The 24,921-nt window shown below is 34.1% G+C and carries 26 protein-coding genes; 24 read left to right on the top strand and 2 right to left on the bottom strand.

Translation table 11 applies throughout. The features are described from left to right. The first annotated feature begins 121 nt into the window (after positions 1-121). The 18 genes from EAI80_RS00230 to EAI80_RS00140 all read left to right on the top strand — a co-directional run bounded on the left by EAI80_RS00230 (position 122) and on the right by EAI80_RS00140 (position 17,340). Positions 122-2,026: a PTS sugar transporter subunit IIA gene (locus EAI80_RS00230; RefSeq protein ID WP_129980475.1), complete on the top strand. Its 1,905-nt coding sequence runs from the start codon at positions 122-124 to the stop codon at positions 2,024-2,026. Next, positions 2,019-3,062 carry an aminopeptidase gene (ypdE, locus tag EAI80_RS00225; RefSeq protein WP_129980474.1) on the top strand — a complete coding sequence of 348 codons (1,044 nt, stop codon included), beginning with the start codon at positions 2,019-2,021 and terminating at the stop codon, positions 3,060-3,062. The genes EAI80_RS00230 and ypdE overlap by 8 nt, the downstream gene beginning before the upstream one ends. 4 nt (positions 3,063-3,066) lie before the next feature. Beyond that, complete coding sequence (locus tag EAI80_RS00220; protein WP_129980473.1) at positions 3,067-3,387, top strand: PTS lactose/cellobiose transporter subunit IIA; 321 nt, start codon at positions 3,067-3,069, stop codon at positions 3,385-3,387. Position 3,388: 1 nt separating this feature from the next. Continuing rightward, a complete protein-coding gene (locus tag EAI80_RS00215; RefSeq protein WP_006506879.1) occupies positions 3,389-3,721 on the top strand; it encodes a PTS sugar transporter subunit IIB in 333 nt (110 codons plus the stop codon). 23 nt (positions 3,722-3,744) lie between these two features. After that, the gene (locus EAI80_RS00210) at positions 3,745-5,067 is read left to right on the top strand and encodes a PTS transporter subunit EIIC (RefSeq protein WP_129980472.1); all 1,323 of its coding nucleotides are present in this window, start codon (positions 3,745-3,747) and stop codon (positions 5,065-5,067) included. Positions 5,068-5,125: 58 nt separating this feature from the next. Next, positions 5,126-6,214: a Xaa-Pro peptidase family protein gene (locus tag EAI80_RS00205; protein WP_129980471.1), complete on the top strand. Its 1,089-nt coding sequence runs from the start codon at positions 5,126-5,128 to the stop codon at positions 6,212-6,214. A 1-nt stretch (position 6,215) separates the two neighbouring features. Next, complete coding sequence (locus tag EAI80_RS00200; RefSeq protein ID WP_129980470.1) at positions 6,216-7,397, top strand: PatB family C-S lyase; 1,182 nt, start codon at positions 6,216-6,218, stop codon at positions 7,395-7,397. Positions 7,398-7,411: 14 nt separating this feature from the next. After that, the gene (locus tag EAI80_RS00195) at positions 7,412-8,068 is read left to right on the top strand and encodes an RDD family protein (protein WP_129980469.1); all 657 of its coding nucleotides are present in this window, start codon (positions 7,412-7,414) and stop codon (positions 8,066-8,068) included. Positions 8,069-8,204: 136 nt separating this feature from the next. Next, the gene (locus EAI80_RS00190) at positions 8,205-8,597 is read left to right on the top strand and encodes a MerR family transcriptional regulator (RefSeq protein WP_129980468.1); all 393 of its coding nucleotides are present in this window, start codon (positions 8,205-8,207) and stop codon (positions 8,595-8,597) included. Positions 8,598-8,610: 13 nt separating this feature from the next. Continuing rightward, positions 8,611-9,594 (top strand): hypothetical protein, encoded by a 984-nt coding sequence (locus EAI80_RS00185; protein ID WP_129980467.1) that lies wholly within the window; start codon positions 8,611-8,613, stop codon positions 9,592-9,594. 476 nt (positions 9,595-10,070) lie between these two features. Continuing rightward, a complete protein-coding gene (locus EAI80_RS00175; RefSeq protein WP_129980466.1) occupies positions 10,071-10,625 on the top strand; it encodes a hypothetical protein in 555 nt (184 codons plus the stop codon). A 261-nt stretch (positions 10,626-10,886) separates the two neighbouring features. Beyond that, complete coding sequence (locus tag EAI80_RS00170) at positions 10,887-11,723, top strand: MurR/RpiR family transcriptional regulator (RefSeq protein ID WP_129980465.1); 837 nt, start codon at positions 10,887-10,889, stop codon at positions 11,721-11,723. Between the two features lie 114 nt (positions 11,724-11,837). After that, positions 11,838-12,737, top strand: a complete 900-nt coding sequence (gene murQ / locus EAI80_RS00165) for an N-acetylmuramic acid 6-phosphate etherase (RefSeq protein WP_129980464.1) — start codon at positions 11,838-11,840, stop codon at positions 12,735-12,737. An 11-nt stretch (positions 12,738-12,748) separates the two neighbouring features. Further along, complete coding sequence (locus tag EAI80_RS00160) at positions 12,749-13,081, top strand: hypothetical protein (RefSeq protein WP_129980463.1); 333 nt, start codon at positions 12,749-12,751, stop codon at positions 13,079-13,081. A 14-nt stretch (positions 13,082-13,095) separates the two neighbouring features. After that, positions 13,096-14,448, top strand: coding sequence for a PTS sugar transporter subunit IIC (locus tag EAI80_RS00155; protein WP_129980462.1), 1,353 nt, complete (start codon positions 13,096-13,098; stop codon positions 14,446-14,448). Positions 14,449-14,460: 12 nt separating this feature from the next. After that, positions 14,461-15,327: a BadF/BadG/BcrA/BcrD ATPase family protein gene (locus EAI80_RS00150; protein ID WP_129980461.1), complete on the top strand. Its 867-nt coding sequence runs from the start codon at positions 14,461-14,463 to the stop codon at positions 15,325-15,327. Positions 15,328-15,359: 32 nt separating this feature from the next. Beyond that, positions 15,360-16,808 carry a family 1 glycosylhydrolase gene (locus EAI80_RS00145; protein WP_129980460.1) on the top strand — a complete coding sequence of 483 codons (1,449 nt, stop codon included), beginning with the start codon at positions 15,360-15,362 and terminating at the stop codon, positions 16,806-16,808. 40 nt (positions 16,809-16,848) lie between these two features. Beyond that, positions 16,849-17,340: a methylated-DNA--[protein]-cysteine S-methyltransferase gene (locus EAI80_RS00140; RefSeq protein WP_129980459.1), complete on the top strand. Its 492-nt coding sequence runs from the start codon at positions 16,849-16,851 to the stop codon at positions 17,338-17,340. A 27-nt stretch (positions 17,341-17,367) separates the two neighbouring features. Here EAI80_RS00140 and EAI80_RS00135 read toward each other — a convergent pair whose 3' ends face one another. Then, positions 17,368-17,631 carry a DUF1292 domain-containing protein gene (locus EAI80_RS00135; RefSeq protein WP_129980458.1) on the bottom strand — a complete coding sequence of 88 codons (264 nt, stop codon included), beginning with the start codon at positions 17,629-17,631 and terminating at the stop codon, positions 17,368-17,370. Beyond that, the gene (locus EAI80_RS00130; RefSeq protein ID WP_129980457.1) at positions 17,631-18,176 is read right to left on the bottom strand and encodes a hypothetical protein; all 546 of its coding nucleotides are present in this window, start codon (positions 18,174-18,176) and stop codon (positions 17,631-17,633) included. Before EAI80_RS00130 ends, EAI80_RS00135 begins: the two co-directional genes overlap by 1 nt. A gap of 137 nt (positions 18,177-18,313) precedes the next feature. Here EAI80_RS00130 and EAI80_RS00125 point away from each other — a divergent pair, with 137 nt between their 5' ends. From EAI80_RS00125 to EAI80_RS00105, 6 genes are all read left to right on the top strand, one after another. After that, entirely contained in the window at positions 18,314-19,084 is a 771-nt protein-coding gene (locus tag EAI80_RS00125) for an MATE family efflux transporter (RefSeq protein WP_238634304.1), read from the top strand. 7 nt (positions 19,085-19,091) lie between these two features. After that, the gene (locus tag EAI80_RS13680) at positions 19,092-19,478 is read left to right on the top strand and encodes an MATE family efflux transporter (protein ID WP_238634302.1); all 387 of its coding nucleotides are present in this window, start codon (positions 19,092-19,094) and stop codon (positions 19,476-19,478) included. 76 nt (positions 19,479-19,554) lie between these two features. Then, positions 19,555-20,541, top strand: a complete 987-nt coding sequence (locus EAI80_RS00120) for a hypothetical protein (RefSeq protein ID WP_129980456.1) — start codon at positions 19,555-19,557, stop codon at positions 20,539-20,541. A 281-nt stretch (positions 20,542-20,822) separates the two neighbouring features. Further along, positions 20,823-22,442 (top strand): peptide ABC transporter substrate-binding protein, encoded by a 1,620-nt coding sequence (locus EAI80_RS00115; protein WP_129980455.1) that lies wholly within the window; start codon positions 20,823-20,825, stop codon positions 22,440-22,442. 223 nt (positions 22,443-22,665) lie between these two features. Further along, positions 22,666-24,285, top strand: a complete 1,620-nt coding sequence (locus tag EAI80_RS00110) for a peptide ABC transporter substrate-binding protein (RefSeq protein WP_129980454.1) — start codon at positions 22,666-22,668, stop codon at positions 24,283-24,285. Between the two features lie 83 nt (positions 24,286-24,368). After that, the gene (locus EAI80_RS00105; RefSeq protein ID WP_129980453.1) at positions 24,369-24,914 is read left to right on the top strand and encodes a CDP-alcohol phosphatidyltransferase family protein; all 546 of its coding nucleotides are present in this window, start codon (positions 24,369-24,371) and stop codon (positions 24,912-24,914) included. Positions 24,915-24,921 lie beyond the last annotated feature (7 nt).

Below are 24,921 nucleotides of genomic sequence, written 5' to 3'. Positions count from 1 at the left end.
TTTAAAAAAACTGTATGGTAAAATATCACTAAAGGACATTTTATTGCACGTATATATGAAGAAGGTTACCTTTTGTTGGAAGGGCTTACTTTGTATAATGTGATTGTAGGGAGGGAGAAACGTGCGATTATATTCAATACTTAAAGAACTCAGAGACAATTCTAAATATCTGCCAACGAATTACTTTGTGACAAAATTCAATGTTTCCAAAAGAACAATTCAAACTGATATTTCTTATCTCATGCGCATTTCTCCACGTAAAGGATTCTTGCTTCATATGAAAAGAGAACAGGGATACTTATTAGAAATCACCAATGAAACATTGTTCAATGATTTCTTAGAAACATTGAATGAAACATTCTATGTTTCTACTAATGAAAGACCTGCGCATATATTATCATATCTTGCCATTCAAGAAGATTATATCTCAATGAATAAGATTGCGGATATCTTCCAGGTATCTAAGACAGTAATCAAGAATGATATGCATATCGTAGAAAGAATTGCAAAGGTGTATCATTTTGAAATCGAAAGAAAACAACACTATGGAATTAAAATCAATGGCTTGGATCAAGATTTTAAGATGTACCTTACAGAAGAATACATCAACGGCAGTTTCTTTATTCAGACAACAGTCAATGATGTCACAAGAGATTTTAAGTTTGTTGAACAATCTTTTATAGGTTTACTTACGCAGGAAAATGTGAATGTAAACTACAATGAGTTACTTAATATTACAGCCTATTTAAAAATCATGGTTTATAGTGCTTCTATTCATAGTGAACAGGATGAAGACTATACATATCAAGATATCACAATCCATCGCTTAGCTAAAAAAGTGATTGATATGATGAAAGGTCTCTATCATGTTGAGTTCTCTAATGAAAGCGTGGATGGACTCATTACAGTCTTAAATAAGAATCTTAGAAAACGTTTAGAAAATATTGGTTTTAAATGTACCAACCTCGAAGAAGTCATCAATGACTTCTTAAAGAAAACAGATGAAATGTATGAAACAACATTCTTACAAGATGAAGACTTTAAGAAGATGTTATTCATCCATGTCACATTACTTATAGATCGTCTTCATGACAAGATTTCCTATAAGAATGAATTAGCCAATGAATTAAGTATTACCAATTCAGTCGTATTTAATATCGCCATACAGTTCTGTGATATGCTTCATGAACTCTATGATGTCAAGCCAACCTTTGATGAAGTCGGATTTGTCGCTATGCATTTTGCAGGACATATGGAAAAGGAAAAACAACAAAAACTACAGCTTTATGATCGTATTGGGGTGGTCTGTTCCTCTGGAGGAGGCAGTGCTTATATGATCAAACTGCAGATAGAATCACTTTTTCCAAAAGCAACAGTCAAGACATTCTCATTCTTACAACAGGATGCTTTACTAGATTATTGTCCTGACCTTGTATTTACAATTATGCCGCTTTCTTTTGATATCCAGGCACCTATTATCTATATCAAGGAATTACTGGATGATAAGGATTTACAGCGTATTAAGCAGATCTTACAGACAGATGACTATGATCCTTATACGTTGGTCAATGATAAACCAATGTATCAGTCATTCTTCTCTAAAGATTTCTTTAAGATAGATGAAGATGATGATTATGAGAATTTGATTTATCGTATGGCGATTGAATTAGAAGAACAAGGCTATGGGAAGAAGGGATTTGCGGATCTTGTATTAGAACGTGAATCCTATGTCAGTACGATTTATATGAATGGAATCTGTATTCCTCACCCATTAGAAACAGATGCATTAAAAAACATGATATCTGTAAGAATCTTAAAGAACCCATTTGAATCTCACGAGAAAACAGTCAAACTCGTATTCATGATTTGTTTAAGAAAGGATCAGATAGAAATGTATAAGGTTCTTACAAAGAAGCTCTATGCGCTTATGCATGAACCAAAATATATAGAAAGAATTTTAGAAGTCCAGTCATTTGAAGAAATGATGGCAGTGTTAGATGAATTAGGAGGTGTTCAACATGAATGATGAATTACTTAAAAGACTCAGTGATGCAGATAGTATTGCATCATGTGAAGATGAAGTAAGAAATATTCTCTATCATGAATTAAAAGAGTATTGTGACGAAGTCTATTGTGACTCTTTAGGCAGTGTGATTTTTCATAAAAAGGGATGTAGTTTAAATCCTTTAAAAATCATGTTTTGTGCACATATGGATGAAGTCGGATTTGAAGTGAGATATATCTCAGATATTGGTTTCCTCTATTTAATGCCATTAGGTGGTGTGTTAGATAAGAGTAAGGAAATGCAGATTGTACGTGTGACAACATCTGATGGACGTAAGTATGAAGGCTTATTGAATGTGACTAAGGATAGTAATGGCCAGGTTAAAGATATGTATGTGGATATTGGCTGTGAAACAGCCCAGGAAGTGAAAGACCTTGGTATTTCTATTGGTGATATGGTCTGCTTTGCATCAAGTATGCGTCAAATTCAGCCTCATGTTTATATGGGTAAAGCAATGGATGACCGTTCAGGATGTTATGTACTTGCAGAAGCCTTAAAGCAGGTGAAGTTCAATGAACATGACTTATATTTCGTTGCAACAAGTAGTGAAGAAGTCGGTGTACGTGGTGCAAAAACAGCTACACATCTTATTAATCCAGATATCGTATATGCGATTGATGTCGCAAATAATCCAGAACTTGTAAAGAACTATACAAATACCCGATTGATTGGACATGGTCCAATGATTGTTCATTATGATAAAACAATGGCTCCTAATAGAAAACTATTGGCCTATGTTAAAGAAGTGGCTGATAAGAATAACATTCCTTATCAGTGCGATATGTTTAAGGGTGGAGGAACAGATGCAGGTAATGCACATTTAGAAGCGGGAGGATGCTTAGCACTTGTATTAGGTATTCCACTACGTTATTGTCATGGATCTTATTCAATGGTTCATAGCAATGACTTACAGCATTTGATTCAATTGATTTGTAAATTAATACAAATAGATAATTCACAATATCAGGCAATGACAACATTTATTACGGAGGGTTAAGAACATGACTGAAATGGAAAGACAAATTATCGGAATCATTTCTTCATCAGGACAAAGCAAATCTATGGCTTTTGAAGCATTGAAGAAAGTAAAAACAGGAGAGTATGATGAAGCGAGAAGACTATTAGATGAAGCAAGAAAAATAGACATCGAAGCACATTCTATTCAGACTAAGCTTATTCAGGCTGAAATGTCAGACACTGAAGAAAAGCCAGTAGTTGGGTTATTAATGGTTCATGCCCAGGACCATTACATGACATCTCAATTAGCAAGGGATCTAATTGAAGAGTTAATAACAATCTTTGAAGCAAAGGAGGGAAAGTAAAATGAAAATCGTATTATGTTGTGCAGGTGGTTTCTCAACAACTATGTTGATGGACAGCATGAAAGCTGTCGTTAAAAAAAGTGCAAAGCTAAATGAAGATGACTTCAGCTTTGTTGCGATTCCAGTAGATATCTTACAGAGTGAAGTAGAAGACTGCGATGTATTAGTTATTGGACCACAGATTGCGCATAAATTGGACTACATCAAGCCAATTATTGAACCATACCATATTCCATATGTAATCGTTGATCAAGAAGTATATGGAAAAATGGATGGTGCAACTGTTATGAAACAGGTATTAATCGCACGTAGAAAAGCAGACATGGCAAAATGAAAAAATAATTTGGAGGGACTAAAATGTTTGATAAATTCGAAGCCTTTATGAACAAGTACTTGACTCCACTTGCAAACAAGATGGATAAACAGGTTCATTTAAGTGCTATTAAAAAATCAATGGTTGCCTTAACACCATTACTAATCATTGGTAGTTTCTGTTTGATTCCAGAAGCTATCCCAAACATGATTGGTGCAAAACATCCCGTATCAGTTTGGATCTTAAAGAATCTTGATTTAATCTACATTCCATACAATGTAGGTATGGCTTTAATGTCAGTATATGTATCAATCATTATTGCATATCATTTAGCTAACAGTTATAAACAGGACATTCCTGGTGCCGTCAGCATGGCATTAATCTCTTTCTTTATCATGACTTACCAGACAAAAGAAGGTGGAGGATTAGATACTACTTTCTTTGGTCCTAAGGGTCTGTTTGCGGCTATGTTCGCATCTATCATTGCGGTTGAATTATTCCGCTGGTGTAAAAAGAAGAAATTCACTATCAAGATGCCAGAATCAGTTCCTGATTTCGTATCTAGATCATTTGAAATGATTCCATTATCAGTGATCGTCATTGGTTTCTTCTTAATCGTACGTATTGTATGTATCAATGTATTCAATACAATGCCACCTTTAATCTTTACTAAGTTATTTGCACCTTTAGTAGGTTCAATGGATAACCCAATTGCTTATTTATTCTTAAGAATGCTTCAGTGCTTATTATTCTTCTTTGGTATTCATCCATCAGTATTAAGCCCTATTACAAGCCCAATCTCAACTCAGTTCTTAGCTGACAATATCGCTGCAAGCTTAGCTAAACAGCCATTACCTCATTTCTACTGCCCAGGTCCTGAATCAGCATTCGGTAACTTCACTGGTACTGGTGTTACAATCGGATTAGTATTCTGGTGCTTATTATCTAAGAACAAGGCTTTAAAACAGGTAGGACGTGTTGCCCTTATTCCAGCATTATTTGGTATCAATGAACCAATCCTATTTGGTGCTCCAATCGTATTAAACCCTATATTCTTTATTCCTTACGTAATCTTTGGTGGAATTATTGGAAGCTTTGGTGGTTTCGCTATGTACTTTGGAATTATGGAAAAATCTATCTTTACACCTCCATACGTTGGTGTATTCTTAGAAGGTTACTTAACTAACTTCGACATGATGTCTATTGTAGTCAATGCGGCTCAGATGATTGCATCAATTGTTGTGTGGTATCCATTCTTCAAGATTTATGAAAAACGTTATGGACAAGATGTTAAAAAGAAAGATACTAATAATGTTATTTTAGACGAAGATGCTGCAATTTTAGACGATTTAGACTTAGATTTTTAATATCAAAGGGGCAGGCATTCGCTTGCCCCCCTTATATTTTTATAAGAGGTATATACATATGGCTAAAAGAATAGATATAGTTCAGAACTATTTAAAAGAGAAGAACATAGATGCTTTATTACTCAAAAGCAAAACAATGAAGAAGTGGATGTCTACAATGACAGGAAGTGGATGTAAGATTCTGATTACACAATCTAAGGGTTATTTGATTCTAGATGGTAGATATCTTACAGAAGCAAAAGAAACAGAATTTGATTTAGAAATCGTTCTTCATAATCCTCACACAACAGGCCGTAACTATTTAGCTGCAGTAGAAAGACTACTTAAGGAAGAGAACTGTAAGAATTTAGGTGTAGAAGCGGATGAAGTACTAGTTAATGAATATGAACAAATGAAACAATTGGGTGTTGATATTTGTTTATTAGATGAAGATATTATGAATTTAAGAATTGTGAAAGACTCTGAAGAAATAGCCGCAATGAGAAAAACGATTGCGATTACAGATGATATCTATTCAAAGGTGATTCAACATATTAAAGTAGGTATGACTGAGTATGAAATCAGTGCTTTAGTTCAATATTATTCTACTGCATCAGGTGCACAGCAGATGTCATTTGATACGATTGTATCAAGTGGTGAAAGAACAGCTTTACCTCATGGTAGACCAACTGGTAGAAGAGTGAAGGCACATGAACCTATTATGATTGATTTTGGTATTCAGTATGATAATTATCAATCAGATATGACACGTGTATGCTTTATTGGTGAACCAGAGGAACGTTACAAGAAAATCTATGATGTTGTATTAGAAGCACAGCTTGCTGGTTTAAAGGCTATTAAAGAAGGCGCTCTTGCTTGTGTTTGTGACCTGGCTGCGAGACAAGTGATTGTTGATGCAGGTTATGGTGAGTATTTTGATCATGGACTTGGACATGGAATAGGTGTGACTGATAGTAATGAAGGACCTATTTTAAATAGTAAGAGTCAGACAGTTTTAAAAGAAGGTATGATGATGTCATGTGAACCTGGTATTTATATACCTGGAGTAGGTGGCATTAGAATAGAAGATGATGTCCTTATTGAAAATGGTGTAGGTGTTCCACTTAATAAAACCACTAAGGACTATATAATACTGGAGGAAAAATAGTATGCATTATGATTTTGATGAAGTACATAATCGTTTAGGTACTTATTGTACACAATGGGATTATATTGAAGACCGTTTTAATAAGAAGGATTTAATACCATTCTCTATTTCTGATACAGATTTTATTATTCCTAAACCAATCACAAAAAAGATTCATGAAGTAGCAGATCATCAGATTTATGGTTATACAAGATGGAATCATCATGATTTCAAATCTTCTATTACTACTTATTTCAAAAGAAGATTTGATACAGATATGGAAGAAGACTGGATTCTTTATAGCCCATCTGTGATGTATTCTGTATCATTACTCATTCGTTTATTAAGTCAACCTCATGACAAGGTACTCACTATGAACCCTATGTATGATGCTTTTATTAATGTGATTAAAGAAAATGATAGAGAACTTCTTTCACATCATCTGATAAAGGAAGAGGGTACATTCAAGATTGATTTTGATGTATTTGAAAAGCAGGCTCAGGAAAGTGCTCTATTACTTCTTTGTTCACCTCATAATCCAACAGGTAGAATATGGAGTGATGAGGAAATGCATCGTATGATTCAAATTTGTAAGAAATATCAGGTAAAGATCATTTCAGATGAAATTCATATGGATATTAGAATTAAAGATGCGAAACATCATCCATTAATGAAATACTATGATGAATATAAAGAAATCTTTACAGCAAGTTCTTCAAGTAAAACATTAAATACACCAGGTCTCATAGGTTCTTATGTCATTATTCCTGATGAAAAGATCAGAGATGAATTCTTAGGTGTAACAAGAAGAAGAGATTTTCTTAATTCGGCAAGTATATTTGGTATGTATGCCACTATGATTGGCTATACTGAATGTGATGATTATATTAATCAGTTAAATGAATATATTCGTGGAAATATGGAACTTGTAGAAAACTTTATAAGAGATGAATTAAAAGACTTCAAGTTCCAAAGACCAGAAGCCACATATCTTGCCTGGATTGATGCAAGAGATGTCCCATTCACTTCTGATGAGATTCAGGATGCACTTGTGAATGTGGGAGGAGTCGCCATTATGAAAGGTGAAATCTATGGTGAAAATGGTGCAAAGTATTTAAGAATGAACTTAGGCTGTCCTCGCTCTAAGATTGAAGAAGGATTAAAACGATTCAAGAAAGCAATGGATTACTTATATAATAAATAGAAGGAGATTGTCTTATGCGTATTTTATGGAACAAACTAACATTCTGGCTAGATAGAAAGCCATCTAAAGTCCCTTTTGCCTCTAGAGTATTTGCCTATGTTTTAGACTGGGTAATTGGAGGTATCCTTTGTGGATTACCTGCCGTTGCAATCTACAGCATGGTCACTAAACGTGATGATATGTTTAGTGATTTATATGTATTTGCTGCTTTAGGATTTCCTAAATGGTGGGGTTATGTTGCAGGATTATTATGCTTAGTAGTGGCAGTAATCTATTTTGTATATATCCCATATAAAGTGTATCCTGGTCAGACACTTGGTAAGAAGATTATGAAGCTTAAGATTGTCAGACTAGACTGGCAGCCACTAGATATCAAAACACTTGTATTAAGAAACATTGTTGGCTTATTACTTATTGAAAGTGTATCTATGATTGTGAGTCGTTATTTAAGACAGATGTTAACTCTTGCGACAGGGATCTATTTTGAATATTACTTAACTGCAATAGGTGCTGTATTGACTATTATCTCAGGTGTAATGGTCTATAATACAGGCTCTAGAAGAGCTATTCATGACTATATTGCGAAAACAACAGTAGTAGGTATAGACGAAGAAGCACCTGTACCTAAGAATAGAAAAGAAAGACGTAAAAATAGAAATAAACACGCATAAGACTCAAGATGGGCAAAAATGCTCATCTTTTTTTACGCGATTTTTACATCCACTCTAATAGAAAGGAGATTCGTAGGGTGGGTATTGCTATCACGTTTACGTGATAACGTATCCTCAAGTTACGAGGATGTAAAAAGTGTTTAAAAAGATTGATGAAGTGAGTAAGTTATCAGGAGTCAGTAAGCGTACATTACAATATTATGATGATGAAGGTATATTACCTGTGAAACGCTCTAAGAATAATTATAGACTCTATGATGATGAGACTATAGAAAGACTATGGGAAATATTATGGTATAAAGAAATGGGATTTGATTTAAAAGGAATCAAACTGATTCTAGAAGGAATGAAGCAGGAAACTGTAATAGAAGAGAAAGTAAATAAAATCAATAATACGATAAGAGTATTAGAGGAACAAAAGAAAGTAATAGAATTTATACAGAGATATTCTATTCCAGCAAAGAGTGAAGAGAATAATAAGACTTATAAAGATCAAATTAAACAAATAAGACAAGAACAAGGTATGTAGGAGGGAAGAACTTATGAAAATTAGTAAAATGATTGATGATGTCAAAGATGGTATTGATGAAGCAAGAGTGAAAGTAGTTAAAGCAGTTGATGATGCAGAGTTAGATAGGCGCGCTAAGGAACTAGGAGATGTTGCAGCAGGCAAAGCAAAAGAACTAGGAGATACTGCATCAGAAAAAGCCCATGATGTTGCAGTAAAGATGGATGAAATGAAACGTCAATGGGATTTGAAAAGACTGAAACCAATCTTCTCTGAAGATTTAAATGGTATGCAATATTCACGACTTGTGAGAATTGTAGAAAGAGATAAGAAGTTTGATATAGAAGTATGTAGAGGATCAATTGGATATTGGGCTACCTGTAAGGGTGAGAGATGGGTGAATATCTTTAAAGATTCAGTGAATAAGTTTGGGTTGAATTTCTATCCTTACGAAGAGGTTAATTTCTATTATGTAGATCCTACTGATAAAGATAACTATATTGTGCTAGATGAATATTTTGATCGTTTGAAGCAGGCTCGTGTGAATGAATTACAGAAGATTGCACAAGATTTAGGTGCAAAAAAATTCAGAGTTACATATATGAGAGAAAAATTTTCACTTATTAAGAAGAAGTGGAATGGAAAAGCAGACGGAAAAGCTAAAGATGGAGATGGTACAGTGTCAGTTGATGTTGATAAACTATCAAAACAATACGATAAAGTAGAGATTGAAGCTGAAAATAGTTTCCCAGGACATGATCCAGCTGAACCTCATGTAAGATATCTGAAGTATGATCAGAATGTTCAAAACTTAATAGATATGCGTATGGATACTAATGGACCTATAAATCATCAGACACTAAGTATCAAATTAAGCAGTACATCAGGTTTAAAAGAAAATGATGCTGCAAAGCTTGATATGATATTGAAAAGTTTGAAGATGGCTGGGAATACAACTGTATTAAGTGAAGTACAAAATGAAGAGAAAAGCATATTGTATTATGAAGTAGACTTTTAATATAAGGGACTTGGAATGATTTCCAGGTCCCTTTGTCTTATGGTATTTTCATATTCAAAACAACTCTTTTCATATGCTATAATGGTGTTAATCCTATGAATGCATACTTAAGAATAGATAGCTATACCTTTACAGAAAATCTAATAGCTGACTATATCTTACAAGATTCTGCAACAGCTAATATCCGTTTCTCAACCTACTAAAGAAGAAAAACAACAAGAAGTAGAGTGGAGTAGTATTCGCCTTTATTATGCTTGCTTCATTTGCTATTTTTAGAGAAGGAGAAATTCTAATCACATTTATATTGGTTGCATATTGGGCAGCAGGCATATGAAGGTATTGCAGCTCAGAACAATATTTCAAATATAGCACATATAGTTGGTGCAATAATAGGTTATGGATTAAACGTGAAAGCAAAATATGGACTGTATAGATAGCGACGCTTAGTTCAATGTGAAATGAAAGATGGTGTTAACGTGAAAAAAATAATCATACTGCTTCTTTGTTTGGTATTAGTAAGCTGCGGTACAACAAATAAATCAAAAAGTACAACTAAAGACATATTAGAAAATAGTTTCTTTGGAGTTAAGAAAAAGGTAAAAGAAAAGTTGATTTATAAAAAAGATACAAGTATTAATTCTTTTTTGAATAAATATAACGAAATTAATGATCCAGATATTACTAGTGATATGGTAAGTATGAAAAAACTTGAAGGAAAAGATTCGCCTAGTATAGTTGATATATCAAACGAGAAATTAGGGATATGGATACAACGTAAAAACATGTTTGGGAATAAAATGGCTGTTGCTATTCTAAATAATTCCGATAATGTGACTAATAACGATCTCAAAGAACAATTCCAAAAGTATTCAAAGGTATTTAATGATAGTTTAACTAATAAAGAAATAGATGAATATTGGGATAAAATGTTAAAGGGTAAGAATAGAGGAAAAAAGTTAAAAAACATAAAGGTAAAAAGAATTATATTCTATGGTAAAGTGATATATTTAATTCTTGAAGGGAAAATATAATTTGATAAGAATAATAAACAAAAAATCATAAGAAGGACAATGAAATAGGTTGAATCTTGGTAATCTTTTTAAGCACTGATTAAAATGATGTGAACAACTTAATTATGATGTTTTCTATAAAAAGTTGAAAACTGAATTTTTGACAGTATAAAATGGCAAGTACGGAAACCTCATGATTTCCAATCCCCCCTCTAGGGGATATTTTTATATACAAAACAACTCTTTCTATATGCTATAATAAGGTTAATCGGAGGTGATCTCATGAACGCATATTTAAGAATTAAAGAATACAATGATAGCTATACTGCAACAGAAAAGCTTATAGCTGAATACATACTAGAAAATGATATTTTACAGGATTCTGCACAGGCACTAGGTGAAAAGACAAATACCTCTGCAGCTGCTATTATCCGTTTCTCAAAGAAAATAGGTTTTAAAGGCTTCAGTGATTTAAAGATGAACTTAGCTCAATCTACTAAAGAAGAAAAACAACAAGAAGTAGATCTCATCTTTGAACCAGAAGATAATATCAGTACATTAGTAGAAAAAGGCTGTAGATTAAATATGAACACAGTCTTAAAAACATACCAGTTAATAAACATAGATACACTAGAAGCATCAATAGACTTACTCAATAATGCTTCTACTATCTATCTCTTTGGTGTAGGTGGTTCATCAGTCATTGGTTTAGATATCTACCAAAAACTCATGCGTATAGGCAAGAAGGTGATCTATAACGCTGATTTACATGTACAGATGACCTTTGCCCAAAGCATGGATCAAAATGATGCAGCACTTATTATCAGTTACTCAGGTTCTACAACTGGTTTAGTAGATGTTGCTAGAGTGTTACATGAAAAACAAATACCATTTATCTCTATTACACAGATCAACTCTAATCCAATTTCTAAACTAAGTACCTACTCACTTAAAGTACCAAGTGAAGAAAAAGCCTTGCGTATTGGTGCAGTCTCTTCTCGTATCTCTTCATTTGTGATAACTGACTTATTGTACTATGGTGTATTTAAGAAGAACTTTGAAGAACATAAAAAGAATCTCATAGATTCTAAAGACAATGTCTCTATACTCAAAAAGTAGACTCATATTTCACTATGAGTCTTTTATTATAGAAATAACATTTCATTTATAATGAAATATGCTTGAAATAATATTTCAACGAGTCTATAATGATATTGGAAGGAGGGAACAAGAATGAACTTAAATAACTTAGATACAGAACAGTCAAATCCTGATTCATTACATATAGATGAAATGTCTACGATAGATATTCTTACTACTATTAATAATGAAGATCAGAAGGTGGCTTTAGCTGTAAGAGACGTCTTACCGCAAATTGCAGATGCTGTTGACTGTATCTATCAACAGATGAGTCAAGGTGGCAGATTGATTTATATTGGTGCTGGTACATCAGGGAGATTAGGTGTACTAGATGCATCAGAATGTCCTCCTACCTATGGTGTTGATCCTCAACTTGTACAAGGATTAATCGCTGGTGGGAACATCGCACTCACAACTGCAATAGAAGGTGCAGAAGATTCTCAGGAACTTGCTGTAGAGGACTTAAAGAACATCCACTTAACAGACAAAGATGTTGTATGTGGTATTGCAGCATCAGGCAGAACACCTTATGTCATTGGCGGACTTCAATATGCGCGCACACTAGGATGCCAGACAGTTTCTATCTGTTGTGTTCACAATGGGGAAATATCAAAATACTCCCACTATCCAATAGAAGTAATTACAGGTGCAGAAGTCGTGACTGGCTCTACAAGAATGAAGGCAGGTACCGCACAAAAACTTATCTTAAATATGCTTTCTACATCTGTAATGATCAAAAGAGGAAAGGTCTATAAAAACCTTATGGTTGATGTACAGCCTACCAATGAAAAACTTAAGATCAGAGCTGTTAACATTGTCTCACAATCTTTGGATTGTTCTGAAGAAGAATCAATCGCATTATTAACTAAATGTCACTACAATGTAAAGATTGCGATTCTATCTGGTTTAACAGGTAGAGATGAAAAAGAATGTGAAGAAGCTCTTCTTAAAAATAATGGAAATATAAGTAAAACTGTAAAAAGTAATCTATAGGAGGATATGAGATGAATAAGTACATTGTAAAAAATCAAAACAATAAACAAAACAAGAATGTCTTTGGTATAACGGATTATGATATCCCTATGTTTGGTTTCAAGAGTGCATTACTTATTCTTGTTTCTACAATGTTGTCCCTTCTCATCTGTGTCAATGGATTCACTTATCTCCACATCGACTTCAGACTCCCTAATGCACTAATTAGTGGTCTTGCATGTGGACTCAGTGTTGCTTATTCCCAGTATTTCATTGAAAGAAAAGAAGGATTATGTAAAAACTTTTGGCTTGTAACAGGTCTCTTCTCTTTGATGGCCTTTGTATTAATATTAATGATTAAATAATAGGAGATTAAATTATGTTCGATGCAATTACAAATGTCATTGAGGGTAAACTAGCGGGTCCATTAGAAAAACTCTCTAATCAAAGACATTTACGCGCGATCCGTGATGGTATTATTGCGACATTACCGATTATCATTGTTAGCTCATTATTAATGGTTGTTGCTTTTTCTTACAACCAGATGCCTGCAGACTGGGCACTCGCAAAATTCATTAAAGCAAATGCAGTCGCAATTCTTTTACCTTATAGAATGTCAATGTATATCATGACACTCTATGCTGTATTTGGTATTGGTTACTCTTTAGCTAAATCATATGATTTAGATGGTTTAAGTGGTGCAATTATGGCAGAACTTACATTCCTGCTTACAGTTGTACCAGCATCTATTCCAGATGTCACAGATTCAATCGCAGCTCTTGCCACTAAGAATGCTGAATTAAATGCATTTTTACAGCAGCTCCCATCTGGTTATGTTATTCCTGCAGAACACTTAGGTTCAGCAGGTATGTTTATTGGTATTATTTCTGCCTTTATTGGTGTAGAAGTATATCGTTTTACACAGGTAAAAGGATTAAAGATCACTATGCCTGCAGCTGTTCCACCTGCAGTCGCAAGATCATTTGAATCATTGACACCTACTATTATCATTATCTTAGGTATTTCTACACTCACTATGTGGTTAGGTGTAGATGTTCACAGCATTGTAGGTGACCTTATTAAACCTTTAGTCAATGCGACTGATACATTACCTTCTACATTACTCATTATTTTCTTAATCATGTTCTTCTGGTCATTTGGTATTCATGGTGACTCTATTGTCAGCTCACTTGCTAGACCAATCTGGTTAATTCTATTAGATCAGAATACTGCAGCAGTTGCAGCAGGTAAGACTGCCACTCATATTGGTGTAGAACCGTTCTTACAGTGGTTTGTCCATATTGGTGGTTCTGGTGCTACTTTAGGACTTGCGATTCTATTCTGTTTTGCAGCTAAGAGTAAATATGGTAAAACACTCGGTAGAACAACTATCCTTCCTTCACTGTTCAATATCAATGAACCAATGATCTTTGGTGCACCAATCGTATTAAATCCAATGTTGTTAATTCCATTTATCTTAGTCCCATTAGTTCTTGCAACTATTGCTTGGATTGCAACAGCTATGCATTTAGTAAACTGTGCAGTCACTATTGCCCCTTGGACACTTCCTGGCCCAATTGGTGCATATCTTGCATGTGGTGGTGACTGGAGAGCGGCAGTATTAAGTATTGTACTAATTATACTTTCAGTTATTATGTATTATCCATTCTTTAAGATGTATGATAATAAATTATTAGAAGAAGAAAAGGCAAACGAAGCATCTGAAAATTAAGAGGTAACAGAAATGTTGTATATAGGTATAGATGGCGGAGGTACAAAAACAAAGATGGTTCTTTTTGATGAGAACGGAATACGTTTAAAAGAACTAATACTTCCTACAGTACATGTTTTAACTCAGCCACAAGATCAATCTATTGAAATATTAAGAGATGGTGTCAATCAGCTAGATCCTGATCATACTGCCATTATTGGTGCAGGACTTGCAGGATATGGCCAACAGAAAGAACTAAGAGACAAAATAGAATATATATGTAAAGAAGCATTTGGAAATCGACCTTTTGTCGTAGAAAGTGATGTAAGAATTGCGATAGAAGGTGCGTTAGATGGGCATGATGGCATTGTGGTCATTGCAGGAACAGGCAGTATTGCCTTATCACTTAAGAATAATAAGCTCACACGTTGTGGAGGCTGGGGTTATCAATTAGGAGATGAAGGCAGTGCTTATTGGATTGCGAAGAAGATGTTTAATACATTCTGTAAAGAAATAGATGGCAGACTAGAAAAGACAGCTCTTTATGATCTTGTTATGGAAGAATGTCATCTAGATATTGATTATGATATTATCACATTTATGAATCATCTAAATCGTACATCTACTGCATCCTATGCTTATATCAATGGATTAGCTGCCAATCAGGGAGATCCTTATGCGATAGAAATATATAAACAGACAGCATTAGAAATTCGTTCACTTATACAAACACTTTTAAAACAACATGATTCAACACCTCGTATTTCTTATATTGGAGGTGTATTTGATCATGCTTCTCACTATATTCTACCTGTTTTGAATGAAACAATAGATTATCTTATTTCACCTATCCATACACCGGAATATGGTGCTTACAAGCTTGCGAAGAAACTAGGGTGAAAACCTTAGTTTTTTTAATAAAGGAGGAAACTATGAAAAAGACAAAAGATATATTATGGGGTGGAGCCACTGCCAGCAGCCAGTATGAAGGTGGCTATAAAGAAGGCGGTAAAGGCTTAGATACACAAGATTGTAGACCCTATCTAAAAAGAACATCTGATGCGACAACATCTACAAGATTACTTACACAAGATATTATTGATGAAGCAAAGAAATGTGAAGGAATAGGACACTACCCATTTAGACAGGGTAGTGATGGTTACCATCATATTGATGAAGATATTGCCTTACTTAAAGAATTAGGTATTGATATCTATCGTTTCTCAATCAGCTGGGCAAGACTTTATCCTCATGGAGATGAAGAAACACCTAATGAAGAGGGAATTAAGTTCTATGATCATATCTTCAAAGAAGTACATAAAGCGGGTATGAAGATCTTTCTCACAATGAATCATTATGCTGTTCCATTATACCTAGTAGAACATTATGGTGGATGGACAAATAGAAAACTGATTGAATTCTATGAAAGATTTGCGACAGTTGTATTTGAAAACTGGGGAGAATATATTGATTACTTCCTCCCATTTAATGAAATAAATGCTGGATACTTTAGTCCTTATAATGGTGTAGGATTAGTAAAAGAAAAGGATCAGCCTTATAATCAGACACTCGTATTCCAGTCATTACATCATCAATTTGTAGCAAGTGCTAAGACAATTAAGATTGCGAAAAAACTCTCTCCAAAGAGTCAATCAGGCTGTATGGTGGCATGTTTCTGTTATTATCCACTTACATCTACTCCAGAAGATAACTTAAAAGCAGTCAGAGATGAAGAAATCCATCAGTGGTTTGCGATAGATATACTAGCGAATGGTCATTATCCAAGCTATATGGATCGTTTCTTTAGAGAAAATGATATTCATCTAACTGTTACAGAAGAAGATTCAGAATTACTTAAAAAATATACATGTGACTTTGTCAGCTTCTCATATTATTCAAGTTCTATCGCAACATGTAAGGAAGATGGTCAACAGACTGCGGGTAATCTCGTTGTATCTACAAAGAACCCTCATCTTAAGGCAAGTGACTGGGGATGGCAGATTGATCCTGTAGGACTAAGAATCATGTTGAACAAGATGTATGATAGAACACAGAAACCTGTCTTTATATGTGAAAATGGACTTGGCGCACATGATATTATGGAAGATGGTTTGATTCATGATCCATATAGAATAGATTATCTTGAACAGCACTTTAAACAAATTGATGAAGCGATTGATGATGGTGTAGACGTTATTGGCTATATCATGTGGGGTGTGATTGATATCGTTTCTGCAGGAAGCTGTGAAATGGAGAAACGTTATGGCGTTGTTTATGTGGACGCCAATAATCTAGGTCAGGGTACTTATAAGAGATATAAGAAGGATAGTTTTAAGTGGTACCATGACTTTATTGAAAATAAGCATAAACAATTCAACTAAGGAATTCTTTTTAGTATGATAGACATATGGAGGATTTCATATGACTTATATCGGACACTATCAATCTCCTCTAGGAGATATACTTATTGCGACAGATGAAATAGGTGTATATGGCTTATGGTTTGAGAATCAGAAGTATTATGCATCAGGATTAAAAGAACCTTATGAAGAAAAAGATACAGAACTTATTCTAAAAGTAAAAAAATGGCTTGATCTCTATTTTAAGAAAGAACAGCCATCCATTGATTTTCCTCTTCACTTCATAGGTACAGATTTCCAAAAAGAAGTATGGGAAATTTTATGTGATGTTCCTTATGGCCATACAATGACTTATGGAGAAATAGCAAATATATTAGCACAAAGAAGAGGTGTTAAAAGATTCTCTGCACAGGCAGTAGGAGGAGCAGTAGGACATAATAGAATAAGTATCATAGTGCCTTGTCATAGAGTATTAGGAAGTAATGGAAGCTTAACAGGTTATGCAGGTGGTATTGATAGAAAAGAAGCGTTATTAAAATTAGAAGCACAATAAAGGGGCACCATCAGGTGCCCCTCGTTCTTAATCAAAATCAAACTTATCTGCATTTTTTTCTTTAAAGATTTCAAATAGTTCATTAAGTAGTGCTTCATCATCTACTGAACGATAGTTTTCTTCATCAGAATCATCCTCTGATTCTTCACATTTCAAGATCACTACCTCATCTGATTCTTCATCTACTGGCAATAAAACAACATATGTTTCTTCATTATGTTCAATTAAATCAAGATATTCAAACTCTAATTCATTTCCATCATTATCATTCAATACGACAATATTATCCATTAGTCATCCCTCTTACTATATTCTTCACCATATTTCACAAGACGATCAAACTTCTTCTGGTTCTCTTCATTTTCAAAAGTAATCTTCTTTATAGCGTTCAACTTATAAATAGCTTCAGTACTTTCTTCGAATACTTCATCCTCATACTCGTGTTGCCATTTAGCATTATCCTTATCGATAAGATAAGCCATCTGTTTACCTTCAACTAAGGCTTCTACATAATCTTCAGCTGCTTCACCAATTTCATGATTATTAAATGAATCTTCTTTACGTTCATACTTGCTTAGATATTTAAGTTCAGTATCTACATAACGAGTATAGATTTCTGTAGTGAGTTCTGCATCATTTTCTTCTATTTTCCATCTTTCTTCTAATGCTGTTTTAAAATCCTTATAGAATGTTTCATCAATTGATTGTTCTGTTTGTGTTGGTGTATCAGTTTGTTTAGTAGGATTACTCTGTCCTGTATCCTTATTATTGTTGGCACATGCACTTAAACCAAACACTACCATACACGATAATAATAATTTAAATAGTTTCTTCATAGTGATACCTCCTTTCATATTAATTATATAGGAAAATGATTTCTAATTGTGAAATAATGCATCATAAAAAATAAATAAGTATAGTATTGAGCTTAAAGCGTGCTTTAAAGATAGAATAGGCAAGAAGGGGGGGAATTATGGCTAAAAGAATTAATCCATTAGAAGGATCATTATGGGATAAGATCCTTGCATTCGCATTACCTTTAGCAGCTACAAGTATTATTCAGCAGTTATTCAATTCCTGTGATGTAGCGACTGTAGGACAGTTTTCAGGAAGTCATTCACTAGCGGCAGTAGGGAGTACGGCCCCAATCACTAATCTATTTATCACAATCTTTGTAGGTTTCTCAGTAGGAGCTAATGTGATTATTTCACGTTTCTTAGGAGCACAAAGAGAAGATAGAGCCAATCAGGCCATACATACAGCACTTGTATTATCTATTATTACTGGTTTTATTGTATCTATTATTGGAGAAATCATTGCTCGTCCATTATTAGAACTCATGTCTACACCAACAGAAGTACTACCTCTTGCAGTACTCTACTTAAGAGTATGTTTTATAGGAATGTTCTTCTTAACTATCTATAACTTTGAATCTGCCATACTAAGAGCGGGTGGAGATACCAAAAGATCACTCTACTGTTTAATTGTTTCAGGTACTATTAATGTTGTATTGAATCTAGTATTTGTCATTTTATTTAAGCTAGATGTCGCAGGTGTAGCCTTGGCTACTACGATTGCTGATGCAACTAGTTCTTTATTACTCTTTAGAATTCTGTATAAAGAAGAAGGCGCTTTGCAGGTTAGATTAGACAATATGAAGATGGAATGGGTCTATACAAAAGAAATACTTATTATAGGTATTCCTGCTGCAATACAAGGAATAAAGATGTATCCAGTCTATTAGATGGTGTATGTTACTTGGTGCACTTTTTACAGGTGCTATCAGTGCACTCTTCGTATCATTCTCACCAGTCCTAGCAGGAATCTTTACATCAGATCCTACCATTGTGAAAATAGCCTGTATCCGTATTTCTATTGTAGTCACATTTGAAGTACTCAATATGACTATAGAAATCATGTCAGGTGCACTCAGAGGACTAGGAAATCCAATGATCTCTACAGTACTCTGTATCATCTTCACATGTGCATTAAGACTTGCCTGGATCTTTATTGCCTTCGCAAGAATCCATACATTCCAGTCAGTGTTAGTTGTCTACCCAATCAGCTGGGCAGTGACTTCTGCATCCATTGTGATTGCCTATTTAGTTGTAAAAAAGAAAAAACTCACGAATGTCTAAGCCGGTTCTCTGGCTTTTCTTTTGGGCTTCTTTTTCACTTGTATTTACAATATAATTAATATTAGGAGGGGAAAGTGTGAAACAACATAATACATTTACACTTAAAAATTTCATTATTAGGGCAGTCATTGCATATTGTGTTACTCTCATTATATTCTGTTTATTTATCTTTAAAGTGATTCCGGGCTGTTCGTTACTACAATCTAAGCTTGTATTATTCTTGCTTACAGTACTTAGCTTTGGACTCATCTACTTTGAAAAGGATGATAGAAGAAACTACTTAAGCATTGCGACAAACGTACTCATACCTTTTGGTATCTATACAACACTTGCCTATATGTTACTTCTTCCTATACCGCTAGGAATAGTATGGGTATTACTTATTGGTCTTGATTTAGTTTATGTAGGATTTTATTTCTATAAAGTAAAAAGAAGAAACTATAACTCACTCTTTGAAAAATTACAGCTTGTGATTGGTTTAGCTTCTCTCTTATCACTTGTCATTGTATTAAGTTTTACTTTGTTTGGTTCTTCTATCATTCAATCACCTACAAAGATTACAAATAATATAGATGTCTATATGAGAAAATATGATGAAAAATCACTTAAAAACTTACATAACTGGTCTAAACTCACACGTAAAGAGAAGCTCAATACATTGCAGACTATATGTAATAACAAAAGAGACTATCTCGGTATATCTGCAAGAATCAAAGTAGGGGCTGGAAGTCACTTAACACATGCCTGTTGTCAGTATAATAATAAATCAAAAGAAATTACTTTTGATATCAGTCAATTAGATCATGCATCTTCTACAACTCTACTAGAGGCATTGCTTCATAGTTCATATCATGCTTATGAATATGCCCTTGTAGAATCTTATGACACAATGAGCAGTGATTATAGTAAGTTGTTTGACTATCGTATCATTGACACTTATAAGAAAGAATTCTCTACCAAAGTTACAAATAAGGCAAAATACTACAATCAGATCAACGAATCTAATGCAAGATCTTATGCTACAGATGCCCTGCAAGACTATCAAAATAAGTTAAAAAAATAGAAAACACAAAAAATGAACAATACAGGATTGTATTGTTCATTTTTTGTATATACGTCCTTTACAATTTAAAATATTGTACAGAATTTAGTACAATCTATTATCAAAGTGATAAAAAGTTACTAAAAAATAGACACACATGTTTAGAATTTAGTAAATACAGTAATAAAAATGAGAATTGTCACTAAAATACAAAAATTTGTGTGAAATTATGTTGACAGTATACAATTTTTAGACTAAACTAATCACCATAGTAGAAAACAAATACTACAGGAGGAGAATATATGAAAACAGGTAAAACAGTAAAAGTATTGCTTACCGCTGCAACTGCTGCAGGAATGTTAGCTGGCTGTGGTTCTAAGACAGATACTGATACATTCAGATTTGCAAGTGAATTAGATATCCAGGGTATGGATTCTACAGTTGTTGATGATGGTATGTCATTCAACGCAGTTCACGCTATTACAGATGGTTTAACAGCCGTTAACGAAAAAGGTAAGACTGCACCTGCTATTGCTAAGAGCTGGGATGTAAGTGATGATGGTAAGACTTATACATTCCACTTAAGAAATGCAAAGTGGTCAAATGGTGATAAGGTTACTGCAAATGACTTCGTTTATTCTTGGCGTAAGATCATCAAAAATGCTGGTAACTATGCCTATATGTTAGGCAGCGGAGGTGCTTCAGTTAAGAACGCAGATGCACTTATGGAATTAGGTGCTAATGCAACTGATGAACAGATGGCTACTCTTGGTGTTACAGCTAAAGATGATCAGACTTTAGTAGTAGAACTTGAAAACAAAGTTCCATATTTCACAGACTTAATGGCATTCCCATGCTACTTCCCACAGAACGAAAAGTTCGTTGAAAAATGTGGTAAGAACTATGGTACTAAGCCAGAATACACATTATCTAATGGTGCTTATAAGATGACTAAGTGGGTTAAGGGAAACAAAGCAACATTCACTAAGAACGATAAGTACTATGATGCGAAAACAGTAGCAACTAAGAATCTTGAAATGTACTTAGTACAGGATCCTAAGACTGCTGCTCAGAACTTCGATAATGGTAAAGTTGATTATGCTACAATCAACTCTACATTAGTAGATAAGTATAAAGGTAAAGATACATTCACTACTTTCAATGAAGGTTACTTATTCTACTTACAGTTAAACTTCAAGAACGACACTGTTGCTAATAAGAACGTAAGAGAAGCTTTAGCTTATGCAATCAATAGAAAAGATTTATGTGAAAACGTATTAAAAGATGGTTCTAAAGGAGCGACTGGTTTCATTCCATCTCAGTTATCTACTAGCCCAGCTGGTAAAGACTTCCGTGATGATGCAGATAAATATGTAAGCTATGATCAGAAGAAAGCTCAGGAATATTTAGATGCAGCTAAGAAAGAATTAGGTACAGATACAATCACTATTGATTTATTATATGGTACTGATGAATCACCAATGGATACTATGGCTGAATACTTACAGGGTTCATTCTCTAAGTTAAAAGGCTTAAAGGTAAACATGGTTGCAACTGTTAAGAAAGATAGAATCTATAACAGAGAAGCAAATGGTAACTTCCAGGTTGTATGTACTCGTTGGGGACCAGACTACGCAGATCCTACAACTTACTTAAACTTAGCTTTAACTGATAACTCAAACAACTATGGTAAATATGCTAATGCTAAGTTTGATGCATTAATGGAACAGATCCAGAAAGAATCAGATTTAACTAAGCGTTGGGATTTAATGATCCAGGCTGAAAAAGTTATGATGGAAGATATGGCTTATATCCCAGTGTTCGAAAAGGGTGCTGCAGCATTAAAGGCTAAGAACGTAAAAGGATTGGTAGTGGTACCAGTAGGAACTCCATATACTTTCAAATATGTTAAATTAAAATAACCTCTGCTTTGTGTCAAAACAGAGTGGCCTAGGAGATAGCAGAAATGCTGTCTCCTTTTTTTTGTGTTTTGATTAAACATTTACGATATTTCTGATATTACTAAAATGCAATGAAATTTTAATATATTTACAAATAAAATGTACAAAACGATTGACTATATCTGACGTAAAGCGTAAACTACACAATTGTTAACATTAATAATAAATTTTGGAGGGAAAATTAATGAAAACAGGTAAAACAGTAAAGGTATTGCTTGCATTAACTACTGCTGCAGGTATGCTTGCTGGCTGTGGTTCTAAGACAGATACTGATACATTCAGATTTGCGAATGATACAGATATCGTTGGTATGGATAGCACAGTCGTTGATGATGCAATGTCTTTCAATGCAATCACTGCCATCACAGACGGTTTAACAACTGTTGATGTGAAGGGCAACACAATCCCTGGTATCGCTAAGAGCTGGGATGTAAGCAACAATGGATTAACTTATACTTTCCATTTAAGAGATGCTAAATGGGCTAATGGTGATGATGTTACTGCGCAGGACTTCGTATACTCATGGCACAGAATCATCAAGAATGCAGGTAACTACGCTTATATGTTAGGTAGCGAAGGTGCTTCAATTAAGAATGCTGATTCTTTAATTGATTTAGGTACTACTGCAACTGATGAACAGTTAAACACACTTGGTATTAAAGCAACAGATGACAAGACTGTTGTCGTTGATCTTGAAAAGAATGTTCCATATTTTGTAGGTTTAATGTCATTCCCATGTTATTTCCCACAGAACCAGAAGTTCGTTGAAAAATGTGGTAAGAACTATGCAACTAAGCCTGAATATATTTTAGGTAATGGTGCTTATAAGATGACTAAGTGGATCAAGGGTAACAAGGCTACATTCACTAAGAATGATAAGTACTATGATGCAAAGTCTGTTAAGACTAAGAACTTAGAAATGTACTTAGTACAGGATCCTAAGACTGCTGCTCAGAACTTCGATAATGGTAAAGTTGATTATGCTACAATCAATTCTACATTAGTAGATAAGTATAAAGGTAAAGATACTTTCAAGGCTATCAGAGAAGGATATCTTGCTTACTTAATCTGTAACTTCAAAGCAGATACTACCGCAAACAAAAACTTAAGACATGCATTATCTTATGCAATCAATAGAAAAGATTTATGTGATAACATCTTAAAAGATGGTTCACAGCCAGCTACTGGTTTTGTACCAGCTCAGTTATGTAAGAGCCCTTCAGGTAAGGATTTCCGTGAAGAATCTGGTAAATATACAGACTATGATGTAAAGAAAGCACAGGAATACTTAGATGCTGCTAAGAAAGAATTAGGTACTGATACAATCACAGTTGATTTATTATATGGTACTGATGAATCTCCAATGGATACTTTCGCAGAATACTTACAGGGTTCATTTACTAAGTTAAAGGGCTTAAAAGTTAACATGGTAGCTACTGTTAAGAAAGACAGAATCTATAACAGAGAAGCAAGTGGTAACTTCCAGATTGCCTGCACTCGTTGGGCTCCAGACTATGCTGATCCAACTACTTTCTTAAACGTTCTTGCAAGCAGTAACTCAAACAACTATGGTAAATGGGAAAATGCGCAGTACAACTCATTATTAAAACAGGCTCAAAATGAAACTGACGTAAATAAACGTTGGAATGAATTGCTTGAAGCTGAAAAAGTAATGATGGACGATATGCCAAATATTCCAGTTGTTCAAACTGGTACAGCTGCATTACAGGCTAAGAACGTTAAGGGATTAGTTCATAATACAGTAAGTACTCCATACGTATTCAAATATGTAACACTTAAATAACATACAAAGAGGCAGGCAACTGCCTCTTTTATATTGATAATTCATGCTATACACTTTAGTATTAATAATAAGGAAGTGATAGAATGAGAAATAAGAATATATTCACAATACCTAATATATTATCTATGTTCAGATTGTTGCTGTTGCCGGTAATTGTATATATGTATATAAACCAAAAGGATTATGTCTTAACAGGAATATTATTGGTTATATCAGGCCTGTCTGATTTGTTAGATGGATATATAGCTCGCACATTTAATATGATGAGTGATCTAGGTAAAATACTTGATCCTGTAGCGGATAAAGCAACCCAAGCAGTAGTACTTCTATGTCTTATGACACGCTTTAGATGGCTTGTTATTCCTTTCATATGCATTCTTATTAAAGAACTGTTTATGAGTTGTATTGGTATGGTTGTTATTAAAAAAACAGGAGAAGTAAATGGGGCAGTGTGGCATGGTAAAGTTGCTACATGCATGTTAGATTTTATGATTATTGTGCATATTGTCTTCTATAAGATTTCCTATACTTTTTCTATTGTTCTTACAATTATCTCTACACTTCTTATTCTTCTATCATTCTATCTATATGCAAAAGAGAATATCAACATACTAAAAAAGGTGGGTTAAATCCCAC

It is taken from the genome of Catenibacterium sp. co_0103, from assembly GCF_004168205.1.
Classification (GTDB): domain Bacteria; phylum Bacillota_I; class Bacilli_A; order Erysipelotrichales; family Coprobacillaceae; genus Catenibacterium; species Catenibacterium mitsuoka_A.
This window is presented reverse-complemented; position numbering and strand designations above follow the sequence as displayed.

Bases quoted from the DNA above. Each gene is read 5' to 3' on its own strand.
- ypdE (WP_129980474.1), top strand. From the start codon at position 2,019: ATGAATGATGAATTACTTAAAAGACTCAGTGATGCAGATAGTATTGCA.
- EAI80_RS00220 (WP_129980473.1), top strand. From the start codon at position 3,067: ATGACTGAAATGGAAAGACAAATTATCGGAATCATTTCTTCATCAGGA.
- EAI80_RS00215 (WP_006506879.1), top strand. From the start codon at position 3,389: ATGAAAATCGTATTATGTTGTGCAGGTGGTTTCTCAACAACTATGTTG.
- EAI80_RS00210 (WP_129980472.1), top strand. From the start codon at position 3,745: ATGTTTGATAAATTCGAAGCCTTTATGAACAAGTACTTGACTCCACTT.
- EAI80_RS00205 (WP_129980471.1), top strand. From the start codon at position 5,126: ATGGCTAAAAGAATAGATATAGTTCAGAACTATTTAAAAGAGAAGAAC.
- EAI80_RS00200 (WP_129980470.1), top strand. From the start codon at position 6,216: ATGCATTATGATTTTGATGAAGTACATAATCGTTTAGGTACTTATTGT.
- EAI80_RS00195 (WP_129980469.1), top strand. From the start codon at position 7,412: ATGCGTATTTTATGGAACAAACTAACATTCTGGCTAGATAGAAAGCCA.
- EAI80_RS00185 (WP_129980467.1), top strand. From the start codon at position 8,611: ATGAAAATTAGTAAAATGATTGATGATGTCAAAGATGGTATTGATGAA.
- EAI80_RS00170 (WP_129980465.1), top strand. From the start codon at position 10,887: ATGAACGCATATTTAAGAATTAAAGAATACAATGATAGCTATACTGCA.
- murQ (WP_129980464.1), top strand. From the start codon at position 11,838: ATGAACTTAAATAACTTAGATACAGAACAGTCAAATCCTGATTCATTA.
- EAI80_RS00160 (WP_129980463.1), top strand. From the start codon at position 12,749: ATGAATAAGTACATTGTAAAAAATCAAAACAATAAACAAAACAAGAAT.
- EAI80_RS00155 (WP_129980462.1), top strand. From the start codon at position 13,096: ATGTTCGATGCAATTACAAATGTCATTGAGGGTAAACTAGCGGGTCCA.
- EAI80_RS00150 (WP_129980461.1), top strand. From the start codon at position 14,461: ATGTTGTATATAGGTATAGATGGCGGAGGTACAAAAACAAAGATGGTT.
- EAI80_RS00145 (WP_129980460.1), top strand. From the start codon at position 15,360: ATGAAAAAGACAAAAGATATATTATGGGGTGGAGCCACTGCCAGCAGC.
- EAI80_RS00140 (WP_129980459.1), top strand. From the start codon at position 16,849: ATGACTTATATCGGACACTATCAATCTCCTCTAGGAGATATACTTATT.
- EAI80_RS00135 (WP_129980458.1), bottom strand. From the start codon at position 17,631: ATGGATAATATTGTCGTATTGAATGATAATGATGGAAATGAATTAGAG.
- EAI80_RS00130 (WP_129980457.1), bottom strand. From the start codon at position 18,176: ATGAAGAAACTATTTAAATTATTATTATCGTGTATGGTAGTGTTTGGT.
- EAI80_RS00125 (WP_238634304.1), top strand. From the start codon at position 18,314: ATGGCTAAAAGAATTAATCCATTAGAAGGATCATTATGGGATAAGATC.
- EAI80_RS13680 (WP_238634302.1), top strand. From the start codon at position 19,092: ATGTTACTTGGTGCACTTTTTACAGGTGCTATCAGTGCACTCTTCGTA.
- EAI80_RS00115 (WP_129980455.1), top strand. From the start codon at position 20,823: ATGAAAACAGGTAAAACAGTAAAAGTATTGCTTACCGCTGCAACTGCT.
- EAI80_RS00110 (WP_129980454.1), top strand. From the start codon at position 22,666: ATGAAAACAGGTAAAACAGTAAAGGTATTGCTTGCATTAACTACTGCT.
- EAI80_RS00105 (WP_129980453.1), top strand. From the start codon at position 24,369: ATGAGAAATAAGAATATATTCACAATACCTAATATATTATCTATGTTC.